Annotated in this window: 8 protein-coding genes; all 8 read left to right on the top strand. The window is 38.8% G+C overall.

Annotated features, from left to right (window positions below; genetic code table 11):
- Positions 1-102 precede the first annotated feature (102 nt).
- The 8 genes from FC093_RS07350 to FC093_RS07315 all read left to right on the top strand — a co-directional run bounded on the left by FC093_RS07350 (position 103) and on the right by FC093_RS07315 (position 18,575).
- Entirely contained in the window at positions 103-528 is a 426-nt protein-coding gene (locus tag FC093_RS07350; RefSeq protein WP_137261104.1) for a GPW/gp25 family protein, read from the top strand.
- The gene (locus FC093_RS07345) at positions 525-3,677 is read left to right on the top strand and encodes a baseplate J/gp47 family protein (protein WP_137261103.1); all 3,153 of its coding nucleotides are present in this window, start codon (positions 525-527) and stop codon (positions 3,675-3,677) included. Before FC093_RS07350 ends, FC093_RS07345 begins: the two co-directional genes overlap by 4 nt.
- A 2-nt stretch (positions 3,678-3,679) precedes the next feature.
- Positions 3,680-6,304 (top strand): baseplate J/gp47 family protein, encoded by a 2,625-nt coding sequence (locus FC093_RS07340; protein WP_137261102.1) that lies wholly within the window; start codon positions 3,680-3,682, stop codon positions 6,302-6,304.
- Positions 6,305-6,308: 4 nt separating this feature from the next.
- On the top strand, positions 6,309-9,140 hold the full coding sequence (locus FC093_RS07335) for a hypothetical protein (protein ID WP_137261101.1): 2,832 nt from the start codon (positions 6,309-6,311) through the stop codon (positions 9,138-9,140).
- 1 nt (position 9,141) lies between these two features.
- Positions 9,142-10,551, top strand: a complete 1,410-nt coding sequence (locus FC093_RS07330; RefSeq protein WP_137261100.1) for a contractile injection system tape measure protein — start codon at positions 9,142-9,144, stop codon at positions 10,549-10,551.
- Positions 10,545-11,918 (top strand): ATP-binding protein, encoded by a 1,374-nt coding sequence (locus tag FC093_RS07325; RefSeq protein ID WP_137261099.1) that lies wholly within the window; start codon positions 10,545-10,547, stop codon positions 11,916-11,918. The genes FC093_RS07330 and FC093_RS07325 overlap by 7 nt, the downstream gene beginning before the upstream one ends.
- 97 nt (positions 11,919-12,015) lie before the next feature.
- On the top strand, positions 12,016-13,371 hold the full coding sequence (locus FC093_RS07320) for an eCIS core domain-containing protein (protein ID WP_137261098.1): 1,356 nt from the start codon (positions 12,016-12,018) through the stop codon (positions 13,369-13,371).
- A 509-nt stretch (positions 13,372-13,880) separates the two neighbouring features.
- Positions 13,881-18,575: an eCIS core domain-containing protein gene (locus tag FC093_RS07315; protein WP_137261097.1), complete on the top strand. Its 4,695-nt coding sequence runs from the start codon at positions 13,881-13,883 to the stop codon at positions 18,573-18,575.
- Position 18,576: the final 1 nt, after the last annotated feature.

The raw sequence follows: 18,576 nt of genomic DNA, 5'->3' as shown, positions 1-18,576 counted from the left end.
AAGCTGTTCAAATTTTTCAATGCTCCTCTCCAAAGGAGGGGAGCCGGGATAAGGTCAGGATAAAAAACTTAAGCATTTTAATCAGTATAACGACGAGGTAAAATGGCTACAACTGATAACAATTTATCTTTTCTTGGAAGGGGCTGGAGCTTCCCGCCCACCTTTTCTAAAACCACCAGAGAAGTGGCATTGGTTGCCGATGAAGAGGACATCAAAGAGAGCCTGGAGATTCTGTTGAGTACTACCATAGGCGAAAGATTTCTGCAACCGGAATATGGATGCAACCTGGACAACTATGTGTTTGAACCCATGAATGCCACCATCGAAACTTCTATCAAAATCGCCGTTAAAAATGCTATACTCTTATATGAACCCCGATTGCGGTTGATAAGTGTAAAACTGGATACCACATTTCTCACTGAAGGCAGAGCCGACATTATAGTAGAGTATGATATTATCACTACGAATTCAAGATTCAATCTGGTATATCCGTTTTATTTGAATGAAGCTAACAACAAAACAGCATGAGCAGCAAAGCCATTGATTATAAAATACTACTAAAACGGGATGGACAAACCCAACAGCAACGATATTCGCAGTGGCTCAATCCTGCTTTGGTTCCTGTTGACGGCAGAACAAAAGAAGACTTTTTTAATTACTTAAAACAAATAGCAAAAGCGGTCAATTTTTATGATATAAACAGACTTGGTTCAACAGGAGATTTTCTAAAGGATTATCAGAATGGTACCTGGGAAGATTTTTTCAACCTGAGCATGGATGAATATAACGCACTTATAGCCAACGCTTCATTGCCGCCGCATCTTGCTTTGTGGGATACATTCATGAAAGTATATGAATACCCGCAGCAGGTAATGAATACACTTACACAGCGGCATCTTGATTTTTACTACGGCGAGGTGTTGGCGCTGGATAAAAATAATGCAGTGCCCGATAAAGCACATGTGGTTTTTGAGTTAAAGAAAAATACGGCTGATACATTGTTGCCATCAGGAACTGTATTGCTCGCTGGTAAAGACAACACAAAAAAAGATTTACACTACCAGCTAACGCATGATATTGTAGTAAATAATGCAAAAATAGCCCAATTAAAATCGGTGTATGTTTCGCCGGTAAATAAAAATATTATCCGCTTTGCGCCGGTAGCCAATTCTTCAGATGGTTTGGGTGCAACTTTAGATGCAAACAATCCAAAATGGAGTGCTTTTGGCAATGCGGCACTCCCGCCAGCACAAATTGGTTTTTGCCTCGCAAGCCCCGTTTTGCGAATGAAAGAAGGCGACAGAACGGTGAATGTTTCACTAACATTAAAAGGCTTGCAGGAGAAAGCTAAAAGCATCAATTTTACAAGAAACCTTTTTAAAATCAGCATTACCGGTGAAAAAGGATGGATAGGTCCAAAGAATACCAGTGCTACTATCACTTCTGCTGATAATATTACTTTTATTGCTGCCTTTTCTTTTCTCATTACCAAAGACGATCCATCCGTTGTTAATTATAGCGCTGCCATTCACGGGCAAAGTTTCAGCACCATATATCCATTGATGCAAATTATGATTAATAATGAAAAAACAGATTTTGGTTATGATGATCTGAAAAATTGTGAATTGGTAGATGCAACCATCGAGGTGCAGGTGAATGGAATGAAAGACCTGCAGTTGGAGAATGATCTTGGATCGGTAAACAACAAAAAACCTTTCTTTCCATTTGGCCCTGCGGCAGATGTAAATGCCAACTTTATAATTGATTGTGAAGAAGCGTTTTCAAAACGGCTCAAAAACTTCTCGGTTAATGCAAGCTGGAAAAATATTCCTAAGGCAAGTTTGAGTGATTATTTTAGTGGCTATCCAAATACAACCAATACAAATGATTCTTTTACAGCGTTGGCCAATTTTAGTGATGGCTTCAATTGGAATGGAACGCAAACAATACAGCTCTTTAATGCATCCGATGCAAGAACAGATGTTAAATGGGAATTTAATAATCCTAATTTCCCATCTAAAATTATTTTTTACCCGCTTCCTTATATAAAAACAGGTTTTATAACACCGGGTCAAACGCTTGCTCAAAAGGTCAGTTCCGACATTAGTTATTTATCACCCAATTTTAGTGTTCTCCGGGTAAATAAAACTGTTTTTTCTGTTCTCCCTTACATACAAACACTGCTTAATACTTATCGCGACAGCCGGAAAGGGGTATTAAATATAAGACTGAATCATACCTTTTATTTTAGGGAATTTCCTGGCGTATATGCCAATGCAGTTCTGCAGTCGGTTAAACCCGGTGCTGCCATTTCTGTTCCTGCTCAACCCTTTGCACCCGAGATACAATCTGTCGCGTTTAACTATACGGCTACCACTGCCAAAACACCTTTTAACGGACTTACATTAAACGACTATGTAGATGAAGAGATTGAATTTTTCCATTATGGTGTTTTTGGGCAAATGCGGGAACATGCTTATACAAAAAGCCAGCATCCATTTCTTAATAATTCCATCGTTAAGTTATTACCATCTTATTTGAATGAAGGCGAATTTTTTATAGGTTTTAATGGCTTAGCTCCCGAAGACTCTACTTGCGTATTGTTTCAGATGGCAGAAGGCAGCGCCAATCCCGATAAGCCAAAAGCAGCTATAGGCTGGAGCGTGTTGTGCGACAACTACTGGAAAGAATTGACCAATGCAGATTTTATTTTTGATACTACCAATAGTTTTCTCACCAGTGGTGTGATAAAGTTTTTGATACCGAAAGAAGCTACTGTACAAAACACCATCATGCCCGATGGATTGCTGTGGCTAAAAGGGAGCATACAGGCAGACCCCGATGCAGTTTGCAGCCTGGTAGATGTGCAAGCCGGTGCAGCTATTGCTATATTCGAAGATGAAGCCAATGATCCCGCACATCTTGCTACCCCATTGCCGGCTAATACGATCAATAAACTGGAAAACAGCAATGCAGCTATCAAAAGCGTTAAGCAACCGTATGCTTCTTTTGGCGGGCGAATGCAGGAGGATGATGAAGATTATTATATACGCATAAGTGAACGGTTGCGCCATAAAGAAAGAAGCATCAGCCTGTGGGATTATGAAAGATTGATACTGCAACATTTTCCATCGGTGCATAAAATAAAATGTATCAATCACGCTACTGAAAACTCTTTTTATGCACCTGGCAATGTATTGGTTATTCTCGTTCCTGATTTAACCAATAAAAACGCCGTTAATCCTTTACAGCCACGGGTTGATAAAAACACGCTGGATGAAGTAACTATTTTTTTACAGGAACATACCACCAGCTGGACGCAATTGCATGTTAGCAATCCGTATTACGAAACGGTAAGCATTTCCGTTCAGCTAAAACTGAAAACAGGTTTTGAATTCAATTATTATCAAGGTGTAATTGACCAGAAGCTTAAAGAGTTTTTATCTCCATGGATAAGTGATACAAGCAGCGATATTCATTTTGGAGGAAAAGTAACCAAGTCAATGATTGTAAAATTTTTGGAAGAGCTGGAAGCCGTTGATTTTATTGCCAGCCTCCGTTTACATCACTCACTTAACAGCAGGACGCTGTTTGTTAAAGACGTAGAAGTGGTAGAAGCCTCCAATCCAGCCGCCATTCTTGTGTCAGCCGATCACCACCAAATAACCAGTTATTGAGTATGCAGGCGCCTGTGACCATATCAACGCAAAAACCGGAAAATCCTGCCTTCGATTATGAAGCATTGAGGGAAATAGGCATTGCGCATATTGAACAAACTGCCTCTTCCATCTGGACAGATTACAACATTCATGACCCCGGTATTACCTCGCTTGAATTGTTGTGTTATGCTATTACCGATTTAAGTTATCGCGCCAATTATTCTATCCCTGATCTACTGGCAACCAAAGAAAATACAGTTCAGAATATTCATGATCATTTCTTTTCTGCCAAACAAATTTTTCCGAATAAAGCGGTTACGCTCAACGATTATCGAAAATTAATTATTGATATTGATGGCGTACAAAATGCATGGCTAAAAAAGAGAAGTGAAACTGTTTTTGCAGACATCACCCATAAAAAACTAACACACCTGCAGCCCGAAAGTAAAAAGTGGGAAACGGTTGCTATAAACGGCTATTACGATGTATTGCTGGAATATGATACAGACATTCCCGACAGCGAAAGGGAAGCCACTAAAAACAAAGCCCGCGCATTGCTGATGGCAAACCGCAACCTGTGCGAAGACTTTACCAACATCGATGAAGTTGCCAAGCAAGACTTCCGTATATGCAGTGAAATAGAAATTAAATCAAACGCCAATCCCTTTGACACGCTGGCGCAGATCTTCTTTAATATTCAATTGCATCTCACGCCATTAATCCGCTTTTATTCACTAAAAGAATTGCTGGATGATAAAGTTAGTGCTGATAGAATTTTTGAAGGTACACTGCTGGAGCATGGATTTATTAAAGAAGAAGAATTGAAAGCATCGGAGCTAAAAACCGAGTTGCATTTGTCGGATATAATGGAAGCAATACTGAAGGTAGAGGGTGTGGTAAACATACTGGATATTATTTTTAATCCGGTTGACCAAATAAAGAGCTTGCCCAACAAATGGATTATTGATGTAACGGATGGTATGCAGCCAATACTAAACATTGCGGCATCCAATGTACTGCTATATAAAGATGGTATTCCCTTTCGTCCGGACCTGGGAGATTTGGGACAGGTAAAAATGAAGTTCGATACTTTAATGTCCAACTACATTACAGCCAATGATTTGGTAACAACCGAAGACATTACTTACCCTACAGGCAGCTTTCAAAACGTAGAAGCGTATTATTCTGTTCAAAACGAGTACCCCAAAAATTACGGCATTGGTCTTTGGGGATTGCCCGCCAATGCTTCGGATGCACGAAAAGTACAGGCTAAACAATTACAAGCTTATCTGTTATTCTTCGATCAGCAACTCGCTAATTATTTATCGCAACTGACTCACTTACGCAACCTGTTTTCTTTGCGCGACGAGCAGCACACTTATTTTACGCAGGTGGTAAATACCATTAAAGATGCAAACGAGCTGTTCAGTAATCCTTCAACAATTGCTGATAGCATCCAAACTGCTGCCGAAACAACGGCTTCAAGTTCTTATTACCAGCGAAGGAACCTGTTTCTCGACCATTTATTGTCGCGCTTTGCAGAGTCCTTTTTTGATTACGTCAACATATTGCAATTTGTTTTTCCAAATGCCGATCCAAAAGCAACAGTTGATGTCAAAATGCAGTTTCTGAAAAACTATCCTGAATACAGCAGCCAACGTTTTGCAGCTTACAATTATACTGATGCTTTAGCATTATGGGATACGGATAATATGAGTGGGTTGGAAAAAAGGCTGGAAAGATTATTAGGTTTTAAAAATATTAAACGCCGCAACCTTGTGAATGTGTACACTGCTATCCTGCAAGAGGTGAATGAAAGTAATGTTACCGTTTTTTGGTTTGAAATCATTGACAACAGAAGTAATCAGATATTATTAAAATCAAGTGAAACTTTTGATAGTGAGGAAACAGCAGCAAACAACCTGGAAGCTGCATTTGAATATGTAAACAACATTGCTAATTTCTCCATTATCGAAGACACTGCTGCTCACACGTTCACTTATCAGTTAAAAGACAAAGCCGGAAACATTATTGGCGTTAGTAACAATACTTTTACTTCCACCATTTTGGCACAAACAGCCATAAACAACTTCGTCACTTTGATGCTCGAAAATCAGTCGGAAGAAGGAATGTTTGTCGTTGAAAATTTATTACTATTTGATAAAGCGGGAACTGCACTGCCTTCATCTCCTCCTGCATCGCCCGTAGAACCTCCAACCATTACAGATGAAGATTTATTGCCAATTTGTGTAGATGATAATTGTGATGAATGTAACGACACTGATCCTTACTCATTCAGAATAAGTATTGTACTGCCTGCCTATGCAAAACGGTTTTTAAACATGGATTTCCGGCGTTATTGCGAAAGAGTAATCAGGACAGAAACACCTGCACACCTTTTTCCAAAAATATGCTGGGTAAGTAATGAAGACCTGCGGGAATTTGAAATGGCTTATAAGGATTGGCTGCAAGTAAAAGCAGGCATATTGGAGGATATTAATAAAGCAATCACCATACGATTTATAAAAATACTTACCGCACTTAAAACGGTGTATCCGAAAGCACGTTTGGAAGACTGCAAAAACACAGAAGAGCGTAAGCTATTTTTATTGAATCAGAACACTTTAGGCTCACTTAAAACCTAACATTATGGCTAACGTATTAGCTGCTGCCACTAAAGATAATACCCGGTTTACCATTTTTGAAAACGACCAGGTATTAACGGCTGACCAGTTGAACGATTTGTTCAACTACCTGGATGTACAAACCAGATTAACACGTACCAGAGGGCTTGGTATTGGCATTATTTGCGGGCTGGAAATTGGTCAGTTGGAAAACAAACAAATTGCAGTATCAAAAGGAACTGCCATTACCAGCGATGGCGACCTGCTGCATATAGATGCAGACCAGGCGTTTGACCGATATGCCCTTTTTGAAGATAACAATGCCAGGTATCCTTATTTCCGCATGGATAATGAGCAAGTGGTTACTATTTATCAGTTAAGCAGCAGTACAACAGATACCGACACCGGTGACGATTTTACAAAGTTTGAAGAAGTAACCAATACGTTAGTAAAGGATTATGTAGGTGTATTATACCTCGAGGATTACCAGAATGATCCTGATGTATGCACCGGTACCGATTGTGATAACAAAGGCGCACAAGCTGTAAGAGAACTCAAAGTTTTACTGATACATAAAGACAATCTGAGCGCATTATTGCAAAGCATTCCACCACTGAACAAAAATTATTTTGCACTGGATGATATAGCTATGCCAAGGGCTATTATAACTACGGCCATCTCGCAATATGCTGAACTGAACACTTCTTTTACCAATACATTCAGCATTAGATCGGAAATTAAAGAAAAACTGGTGAAAGCTTATCAAACCTGTCAGGTTGTTTTACAGGATGAATTTGACGGAGTAGACCCAACAAGCGAATGGAACCAGTTGCTTGACACGCATTTCAATATAGGCACATCCATTTATGCCCAATACGTGTATGATTTTGCAAGAGATCTTACCTGTGCATATAACGAAATGCGCGAAGTGCTTTTTGGCGATAACATGATGTGCTGCCCCGATGTTGCCCTCTTTCCTAAACATGTTTTATTAGGAACTATCAGAACCGCAGCGGTTGCGAATGATACAGGAGGAAATATTCCGGCTTCGCCGCCTGTTTCTTTGCCACGTCCACCCATATTTCTTCCTCCTGTTATAGGGCGCTTACGGTTTGATATTGGTTTACTAATAAAACGGTTTACCCCTATACTGATAGATAATCAATATCGTCATTCATTTTATGAATCACCGGTATTAAATAACAAAGAGGAGAATATGGAGAAGATAAAATTTTGTTTCATGCGCATTCATTCCATGATACACAATTTTAAAATTCCAACCACCGCTACACTGCCTCCTGTAACTGAAAGTATTAAAATAACACCAGGCTATTTTGAAGACCAACCTTTGGGAAAAAGAAGTCTGCCTTTCTACTATGACATTAATACCAATCTTCCTGCAAACTTATATTGGAGCTACGATGCCAATGTGCGAAAAAAAGAGAACGAAATATTGTCGTATGCTGCTAATAAATATGCAAGTAAATCTTCTGTTTTTTCTCCATTGTCGTTCAATATATTGCCTTATACTTTCTTTAGGATTGAAGGGCATATCGGCTTCAAATACCAGGATGTGGAGAGAGTGTTGAATGATTTGATTGTAAATAATAACCTGCCTATTAACCTTATAACAGTACAAGTTGAACGCGATATTAACACCATTCCAATAAGACCCTGGAACTTCCCTTACCTGAATCTTCATGAAGCTTTTGTACGAAACACATTAAACGATCACATGAACCAGGTAGACCTGGTGAATTCGGGTATGTTGAGCCAGATTAGTGATACTGAAACTACAAAGCCTATTATTGCCTCGGCAGCCAATGGTTTCACAAATGCTAAAAATAAAGTGCTTGCAGATGGAGCTATCACCGGCACAGGTTTCAACTTAGAAACGTATAAAACTGATGTACAAAATGCTATCACCTCTGCCAATTTTTTCAAACAAAATACCCAGCAATTTACATTCTCCAATACGGCGCCGCCCCACGATTTTGTTATCAATACAGATGTGATATATAAAGCTGATTTGATTGATGATTTGTTCAAACAACATTTTGACCAAAAAAGGCAAGGTTTGATGCTTGGAAATTATCTCGCCAAAAACCCGGGTTTGGAACACGCCGGCGGTGTATTGCGTGGCGGTACTTTTGTATTGGTATATACGGCTAATGACAGTGCAGTAGTTGCCGATTTTATGCTGCCTTATGCCAACATTGATAATGATATTGTACCTGATCCTATTGTTGTAAAACCACTGCCATTACCTCAGATTCCCCAATTTGATGTACCCAAATTGTTCGAAAAAATTCCTACTTATCAAAAATTGTTCAAGGCTCAATTAGATCCTATTGCAGAAAGCCTGAATACAACCATCACACAAACCGATGTAAAAATACCGCCTATAGTAAAAATTCCGATTAATACTACAGCAGACATAGGTAATATCTTAAGAAATACCACTGGTATTGGTTCTGTAGTGTTCACCGGCGGAGGCACTACCAATCCTGCAGATACCACTGGCTCTAATCCCGTCGTAAATGTTGCCGGAGCAGATGTTTCAGCAGTGCTGGAAGATTTTCGTAATAAGCAGGAGGAGGTAGCAAAGTTGCCCGCCGATGCGCCAGACAGGCAGGCAAAAGAACAGGCATTGCTGCAGGCTGCTTCCGCTTTAACAGAACAGCTCAACAAACCGGAGGTAACAAATAATCCCAATAACGCTTTGGTTGTAAAAAGTATATTATCGGATGTACACTCAAGCACAGGTCTTGTACAAACAGAAGCCCTGAAATCGGAGGCTGCTAATGTTACTACTATAGCAAATACTATTAACAGAGGGTTTAACCTAAGGCAATGATATGACAATTGATGTAACCATACGAAAGCAAAAGATAAAAGTAGTAACTACCAGCGAGCAGTATGCACTTCAGATACGCAAGCACTTGAATGATCGGTTGCAATACGATTTGATAACCGTTTTAGAGACCATTTTTTCGGGCAAACTTTCATCAGATGAGTACATTACTATTGATAAATTAAAGATTGATTTGGGAACGATAACACCCGATGTTTTTGAGCAACATTTTGTAGAGCTAATAGCGCCAAAGCTGAAAACAGCATTGCAAAAACTGGCAGAACAAAATGGAAGTTCATTATTTAATGAGGAAACAAATGCAGCAATTGCTGGTTTACATTCCAATTCAAAACAAGCGCAGGAAATAAAAGCATTGTTGTATTTTTTGGAACATGGCATTTATCCGTGGTGGTATAAAAAAGAGGAGCAAGAAACTCCAACCACATTGCTCGCTAACTTATCAAAAGAAGCAACAGATACGTTATTGCTGAGTATCTTATCAATACAAAAAAGCAGTTCCGATGCCGGAAGAAAGGTTATTGAACGCCTTTTCATTCACTTGTCAGAAACCCGAAATGAAAGTATTATTCATCAACTTTTGAGTCTGTATCATAGTAGTGCGCTTACCAATAATGTTGAAGCATTAATCGACAACAAACAGGACCTCATCCAACTGTTTTCAATTACAGTAAAAGAATTTTATAAAAATGTCTTTCAATTAATAATAGATGAAAACACCGAAAAGGATCGAAATGCTATTAATAGTTTTATAGACCAGTTAAGTAAACGCTATAAAATTTTCACTGAAGAATCAAGGCGTGAAGTTGATTTATCAAATTCAACAAATACTTTAAAAGATACCCTTGACTTAAATAAAAAGAAACAAGCATCTACATCTTCTAAAACAGAGCAGGAAGGCATTTATATATCTAATGCCGGACTGGTTTTATTACATCCGTTTTTACCACCTTTTTTCAAAGCATCAGGTTTATTAAATACACAAGATCAGTTTATCTCTGTAGCTGCCCGGCAAAAAGCTGCCGTTTTGTTGTACTATCTGCAATGCAATGATGAGCAGTATAAAGAATGGGAAATGGCTTTCAACAAAATCATTTGTGGTATTCCTGTTGAGGATATACTTCCTGCTGGGATAGCAATTGCTAAGAATGAGCAGGAAGAATGTAGAGCCTTGTTGCAAAGCATGGTAGATTATTGGGATGCTTTAAAAGGAGCAAGCATAGAAGCAGTGCAAAACACCTTTATACTTCGCGAGGGAAAAATTACACTTAAGGAAGATCATTGGTTATTGCAGGTGGAAAGAACAGGTGTAGATATTTTGCTGGAAAGGTTGCCCTGGAGTTACAGCACTACCAAACTACCCTGGTTAAACCAGTTAATATATACTGAATGGTAACTGCAAACAACATATTAAAAAAAGAGTTGCATTATTTGAATGCAGTGGACTTACTCAAAGAAATAGAGTGGTTTAACAACGTATTGGATACAAGAATAAAATTACATTTAGCACAAGAATGCGCTTATACAAGTATTTACGAAATAGCCTGTCCGGATTATACAGCATCGGAATCAGTATTTGCAGAATTTATTAATTTTTACCAGTTAACATTTAGTGAACGCATTGTATTGATGCTTGCATTGGCACCACATGTTTACCCGCAAATGCTGGATGTATTTTTCTCACGTAATCAACATACCGAAAGAGGTTACACCGAATTTGGCGGACTAAAAGGTGCAGCGCACAGCGGCTTTTTGCCAACGGGCGAAACGGTGTTATTCATACTGGCTGGCAACGATTTGAGCAAGCGCTTTAAAGTGCAGCAGTTGTTTGATGCAGAGCACATTTTCAGGCAGCATAACATCCTTTATCTCACTGCTGCACCGGCTAACGAACCCTTTTTTAGCGGGCAGTTATTAATTAACGAAGAGTATGTAGATTTCTTTACCGGCGGGCAATTACGTAAGCCGGTATTTAGTATGGATTTCCCTGCTAAAAGAATAAAAACCACCCTTGACTGGGATGATTTAGTGCTCGATGAACATACAATGGAACAATTAAACGAAATTAAAATCTGGCTGGAACAAGGTAATAAGTTGATGAATGACTGGGAAATGAAGAACAGGTTGAAGCCGGGTTATAAAGCCTTGTTTCATGGCTCTCCGGGTACTGGTAAAACCTTAACAGCCGGATTGTTTGGCAAACTGGCAAACCTGGATGTTTACCGGATAGACCTGTCCATGGTGATCTCAAAATACATTGGCGAAACAGAAAAAAATCTGGAGAAGGTTTTTAAAAAAGCAGAACACAAAAACTGGATATTATTCTTTGATGAGGCTGATGCTTTGTTTGGCAAGCGCACTTCCATTTCGGATGCGCACGATAAATATGCTAACCAGGAAATTGCTTACTTATTGCAACGACTGGAAGATTATAACGGCTTAGTTATTCTATCGTCCAATATGCGTAGCAATGTGGATGAAGCTTTTGGCAGAAGGCTGCAAAGCATCATTCATTTTCCTATCCCAAAAGCGTCCGAACGCTTAAGGTTATGGCAGCAATCATTCAGTAAACATTGTGTTTTGGCAAATGATATAGACATAGAATATGTGGCGGAAAAATACGAATTGGCTGGCGGCTCTATCATCAATATTGTTCAATATGCCTCGCTCATGGCTTTACACCGTAATGAAAATAGTATTCGTTATAAAGATATTCTGGAAGGCGTTAAAAAAGAATTGAGAAAAGAAGGTAAAACGATATGAGTGAATGTTTTTGAATGGCACTGATAGCATAAATACAACTCGGGTTAGATATTCAAAGCGAAAGAATAAAACAAAAACCAGTAAAAGTTAAGTATTCATGAAGGCTTGTATTGCAAAGGAAAATAAGCATGCTCATTCTGCTTCATCTTACAGCAGCAAGCCATCGTTTGTGGTGCAAACAAAGCTGGAAGTAGGGCAACCGAATGATACATACGAGCAAGAAGCCGATGCAGTTGCAGCTAAAGTAATGCGCATGCCTGATCCCGACTTTGTACAGCGAAAATGTGCCAAATGTGAGCAAGAGGATAAAGAAAAAATACAGCGCAAAACCATTACTTCCGTTCAAAGTAAAAGTGATGGCAACACTGCTATTAACAATACCGTAGCCAGTTCCATTCAATTCTCAAAAGGTAAAGGCGCATCGCTCGATACAACCACCAACTCCTTCATGAGCAGCCGTTTTGGAAGCGATTTTAGTACTGTAAAAATTCATACGGATGGCGAAGCCGTTCAAATGAACCGGGAGTTGAATGCAAAAGCTTTTACCGTTGGCAATGATATTTATTTTAATGAAGGACAATATCAACCAAATTCAATTGAAGGAAAACAATTGCTGGCACATGAGCTGACGCATGTAGTGCAGCAGAACAAATTTGGCAAAATGATTTCTGCCAAATATATCACATGCGCTACACGATATAAAAATCTAACGGATCGTATTCAGGATAGGGAGAATTTTGAAACAAGGTTGGCCGGAAATATTGATTCTTGGACACCCTATTTAATAGACAAGATTAATCCGATGGTGGACGAAATATTTGATACAAAGGATGAAATCGGCTGGCTTGGAAAAATCGGTGATCTTGTATTGGGCACAATTACTGATCTTGTAGAAAAAGCATTACCAATAATAGGTTTGCATGTCCTAGGAGCATTGATTGATGTTTGCAAGGATCTTTATTCATCAAGTTCAGAAGATGATCTCAAAACTCAAAAAAAGTTAGTTTCAGAAAGTACAATTAAAGCGTTAGTCTCTTATAAAGACTCGGAGTTAAAAAATGGCAAGGATTATATTAAAGATGAGTTTGAGAAAATGAAAAAAAACAATAAAGATGCTTGCTGGCTAAAATCCCAGGAAATGTTTAATAATATAGATGATAAATTTCCAAGAATATCGGAAACGAATTTTTCTAAGGTTGCAGATATTGCAGGCGGGTTAGTAAATAAAGTCATGTATTTGAAAAGTGTATTTGAAAACTTTCAAAGTACCGGTCTGCTTCCATCTGAACAAAGGCAAAAACAGTACGAGGATTGCAAACGTAGGTATTACCCTGAAAATGGTATGCCTACGCAAGCACAAATAGACAATGCATCTGAAAAATGTTATTATTTAACTTTCCCCTATGAGTATGAAACCGAAGCAGACACGCTTGTAAAACAGATTAAACAGTAAGAGCATTACATAGCAATAAGAATCAATTTTTATCGGATAATTACCAGTAGGTGGAATTTCGGTTTTCAAACGCAACTGCAAAAAATAGGATTAGATATTAAAACCCTTATAGATGGCGCTGCAGAAAAAGAAAATAAATGCTAATGATAGAGAAGCAGTAATAAAGAGATTGATGATTTTTGACGAAAGAAATAGCTCCAAAATATTTCTGGATAATATAAAAGGGACACAATAAGAGTCAATGGATTGAAAGAAATATCCTGATTCAGTAAAAAATTAAAATACCTCAAAGTAGAGGGATAGGTAATTCAAGCTAAATTAACAGTTTAGTGCACTTAATAACTTTTATGAAAATGAAGTAGATGCTGTTGCGGATAGAGCAATGCGAATACCGGAAGTAATTTTGTAAATTTTACGAGGATTTATAAAAAAAGAAAGATCATTATAAGGCATATTCATTTCATCTAATATGTGTTTGTTAATAGTTAATTATATTTAAATAACATTATATGTCATTTAAATCTGTAAATACTGCTACAAGTAAATCAGCCTCTCCAGCAGTAGATACAGTTTTATTGCCTACACAAAACGGTTTTTCGCAAAAGGAAAACTCAGCTAACAAGTCACAAATAACAGGAATTTATATTCAACCCAAACTCACCGTAGGCGCACCCGACGATCCTTATGAAAAAGAAGCCGATGTGGTTGCAGACAAAGTAATGCGAATGCCGGAACGGCCTTTTATACAGCGCAAATGTGCAACATGTGAAAAAGAAGAAAAGATACAAAGACAGGAAGCTGATGATGAGGAAGAGGAACTGATACAAACAAAACCAATAAATAATGTTTTAAGTGTTCAGCGTAAATGTGAAGAATGCAAAAAAGAGGAAGAAAAACCTTTGCAGAGAAAACCACTTCATAGCGGGATGCCTGCTTTTCTTCAGGCTAAATCTACAAGTGCTGCGCCCGAAGTATCTAACGATCTGGAAACATCCATACAAGCTTCAAGGGCAAGCGGCGGTAGCATGGATGTGCATACAAAATCCTTCATGCAAAATCGCTTCCAAACCGGATTTGAAGATGTTAGAATCCACTCCGATAGCAGTGCCGCGCAAATGAATAAGCAACTGAATGCAAAAGCATTTACCGTAGGCAATAATATTTATTTTAATGAAGGGCAATATCAGCCACATACAAGCGAAGGCAAAACACTGCTGGCACATGAGCTGACACATGTAATACAGCAAAACAAAAGTCTGCCGCTTGCTCAACCTGTACAGCGCCAGGAAGCAAGTACCGATACTGCTGTAACAGACAGTGTTTGCAGTGCGTATAATCAACCTGTTACATCGGCAGCCACTCCAACTGAAGAAAGTAAAACACCTGAAGCACCGGCAGAACCATCGCCTGAAGTAAAACCGGCAGCCACAAAACCAGCAGCAGCAAAACCTGTAGCTAATAAAAGCACAAAGCCCGTTAATAAAGCAGAAGAGAACAAGGCAACAACAGCATCGCCCGATGAAAATGAAAAAAAGAAAGTACCTGATGATCCTGCATTTAATGCAGTAATCAATGAAACACATAAAAAAGCCAAAAAGCAAAAGCAACATGAAGGAGCGGATATAAAGGTACAGCATGCTGAAGATGCTGCTAACGTTAAGGATGAACAGGCCATTGCATCGGGCGCAACGGTGCTGGCGGTAGATGAAAAAGTAAATGAAGAAAAGCAAAAACCAAAGGAGTTTAATGCAAATGAATTCAAACAGCAATTAAAAGAAAAAATAAGCAGCGGCGTACCCAATGAAGAAGCAGGCGCAAGGGAATTTATAAAAGATGATAAACAGGTAAATGCGATAACAGAGGGCACAAAAAATAATGTCACCAAAGCTCAGGACGAGGTTGTAAGTGACGCTAAAAGAATTAATGCTCCAACGGAAGGGGGTGATAAGAAAAGCGAAATTTTCACAAGTCCCGGAATTGAATATAAGGCAGAGCAAACCGGGCCAAAACCAGTAATTACGAACCCGGAGAGAGCTATACCTAAACCAGTGAGTGAGGAGGAACTGCAGATGGATAAGGAACATGATGCAGACTCTCTTGACAAAACAATGGAAGAAAATGATCTTACAGATAATCAGTTAGCAGAGTCGGAAGAACCAAAATTTATTGACACTTTACAGGAAAAACAAAACTCGCAAAAAGAATTATGTAAAATACCTAACAAGCTGAAAGCTACAGAAGATACCCAGTTGCAGCAAAGTACCGGTGTTGCACAGCTTGCGCTGAATAGTGGCATGAACAATATGTACTTAAACAGAGATGGTAAATTAAAAAGTGTTGAACAGGGGCAGCATAACGTACAATCCGAGGAAGAATTACGGCTGCAGGATTATTATAATAAAATAAAACTTATTTATGCTACTACTGAATTAAATGTAAAAAACAGTTTAGCCTATCTTGAATGCATTGTAAGCTGCACATTTGAAGAAGCCATTGCAGCAGCATTTGAAACCTTCAAAGACCATGTTACGAAACGGTTAGATTATTATTATGACTGGCATATTATTAACCCGGATTATGAGAAGGAAGATAAAATGACCCGGGCTTTTGTAAATGTGCCTCTGGATGAAAAAATAGCTGCACTGGAATACCGCATGCTTTTCTTGCCACCCAATAGCCCGGAAAAAGCCGGACTCCAAACAAAAATTGATGATCTCAAAAGCAAGCGGACCAAGCTAAAAATTGAGCTGATATTTGAAGAGGAAAAAGCACTCTTTATCAGCACCATGGATATTGCTATTGATAAAATAGCTGATATGGTTGCTGCAGGCTTAAATGAAGCCAAAGCGATCATCAGTAAAGGTAAAGCTGCCGTAGAAGAAGAATTCTGTTGCCTGGATGATGCTACTAAAGCAAAAGCCAAAGAAACTACCGATGATTTTATTTCAAAGTTCAGCGACCTTAACGACAAAGTAAATGATAAGGAAACAGAACTAAGTGATACCCTTGCCAAGCAATACAATGAAACGGCTTCGAAACTAAAAGACACATTTGAAACAATAAGAAAAGAAGCTGCCCTTAGCTGGTGGGAAAAAGCATGGAGAAAAATTAAAGAGATAGCACTCATCATTTATGATTTAGGCAAAACATTATTAAATATTCTTATCAAAGCAGCCAGTGTAATTGGCGATATTATCAGGCATCCTATTCGCTTTTTTGAAAATCTGATAGAAGGTATTACGAGAGGCTTCAAAAATTTTGTAAAAAATTTACCGAGGCATCTGGAAGAGATTATTTTCAGGCTCATCATGGGCGTGGTACCACCGGAAATTACCTTACCTGCACAATGGGATGTAAAAGGCATATTTTCTTTTGTGCTGGATATTTTAGGGTTATCAAAAGCAAATATCCGCAAACAAGCTGTGGATAGATTTGGCGCGCCGATAGTAGAAAAGCTGGAACAAACATTTGAGCTGTTTGTTATCTTCCGCAACGAAGGTTTTGCCGGTCTTTGGGAATACATAAAAGAAAAAATCGGCAACCTCAAAGATGCCATTATTGAAGAGGTTAAAACATTCTTCAAAGAGTCCATTATCCAGGCCGCTGTTGAATTTTTAATCAGTGCGCTTACCCCGGCTTCGGGTTTTATCAAAGTATGTAAGTCCATCATCAACATTGTAATATTCTTGGTAAAAAACCTGCAAAATTTATTAAAGCTGCTGGATAACATTCTTGATTCGCTGGCAGACATTGCTGTTGGTAAAGTAGATAAGGCAGCAAACAAAGTAGAGAATGCTATCACCGATATTTTGTTGGTAGGCATTAAATTCTTGGCTGCATTGGTAGGCATTAACCTCGATAAGATACAGGCTAAAATTTCGAAGATTATTAATGCTGTTCGCAACCCCGTTAATCGTGCCTTAAAATGGCTGTTTGATAAGGCGGAAGCATTTGCAAGAAAAACCGGCTTACTTACATTAATTGCAAAAGGAAAAGAAAAGTTTGAAGCGGGTAAAGAATGGGCAAAAGAAAAAGTGGAAAAAGGAAAAGAGATGGCTATCGGAGCAGGTAAGAAAGTGTTAGGATGGCTGGGAATAAGAAAGACGTTTAAAGATGATAAAGGCGAAAACCATCAAATTTATTTTAAAGGAAAAGCAGCATCAGCCGATCTGTATGTTGCATCTAAAAACCCGAAAACTGTTCCCACGCTTTTAGCTGCTATTTCTAAGTTTTTTGCTAAGCCTGGTAATGCTTATTCACAACAATACAGCACTGCTGTAAAATTGAATAAGGAAATTGAAGTTTTAAAGAGTAGGCTAACCAACGCGCAAAATACAAATGCAGATAAAGACAATGTAGATATGAATGAAAAAATGGAACAGTTAGCAGCAACATTACCTCCGTTAATGACACTCACCGGAGGAACAGAACCGCCGCCATTGGTAAAGCCTGCGTTTGCCAACGGCGTGAAAGCAAACAACTTTGAGGTGTTTTTTATAAAGAAGGGAAGAACAGGTGGCGGAAGCACTGCAAACACCAATTCCGGGGCAACATTAGCTGGCTGGATGAAGATTCAGCAGGCAGGGCTTTCCGATGAGGCAGCATGGGTTAAAATGCACTTGTTAACCGAGCAGTTGGGTGGTCCTGCATTGGACTCAAACTTAACTCCGGCGAGGCGTGAAACAAACACCTTCTTTTACAATAAAATAGAAAAGCATGCTATTGATGCGGTTTCGGATAATAAAGTTATCTGGTATAAGATTGCTATAACTTATCATGGTGCTCCTGACAATGATTACCCTAATCATGTATCAATGGAGTGGGGACCTTACCAGTTTAATGAAGATAACAGCCAATGGGAAAAGAAAGCGCAGGGCACTCTTATAGATGGAGAAAAAGTGGGCGGATCTGACAGCCAGGATCCCGCGGTACCCGATTTTTCGGGAAGTGCTATTATTCCCAATCTGAACGATCCCTTAATTGGAAGAGTAAAAATTGAAAAATTGGCAACAGGATTAAGCAGACAGTTTGCTGAATTTGTGCAGCAGGTGCGATCAGAGGCAACTTTCAAAAACGAAAATACAATGCAAAAGAGATTGAAGGATGCTTATAAACAGCGAACTATTCCTATTGATAATTTTGAAGAACAGGTTGACGCTTTAGTTTCCCAGGCCAATAAAACTTATACAATACAAAGAGTTTGAT

Source organism: Ilyomonas limi (assembly GCF_005233845.1).
GTDB classification, from domain to species: Bacteria; Bacteroidota; Bacteroidia; order Chitinophagales; family Chitinophagaceae; genus Ilyomonas; species Ilyomonas limi.
This window is presented reverse-complemented; position numbering and strand designations above follow the sequence as displayed.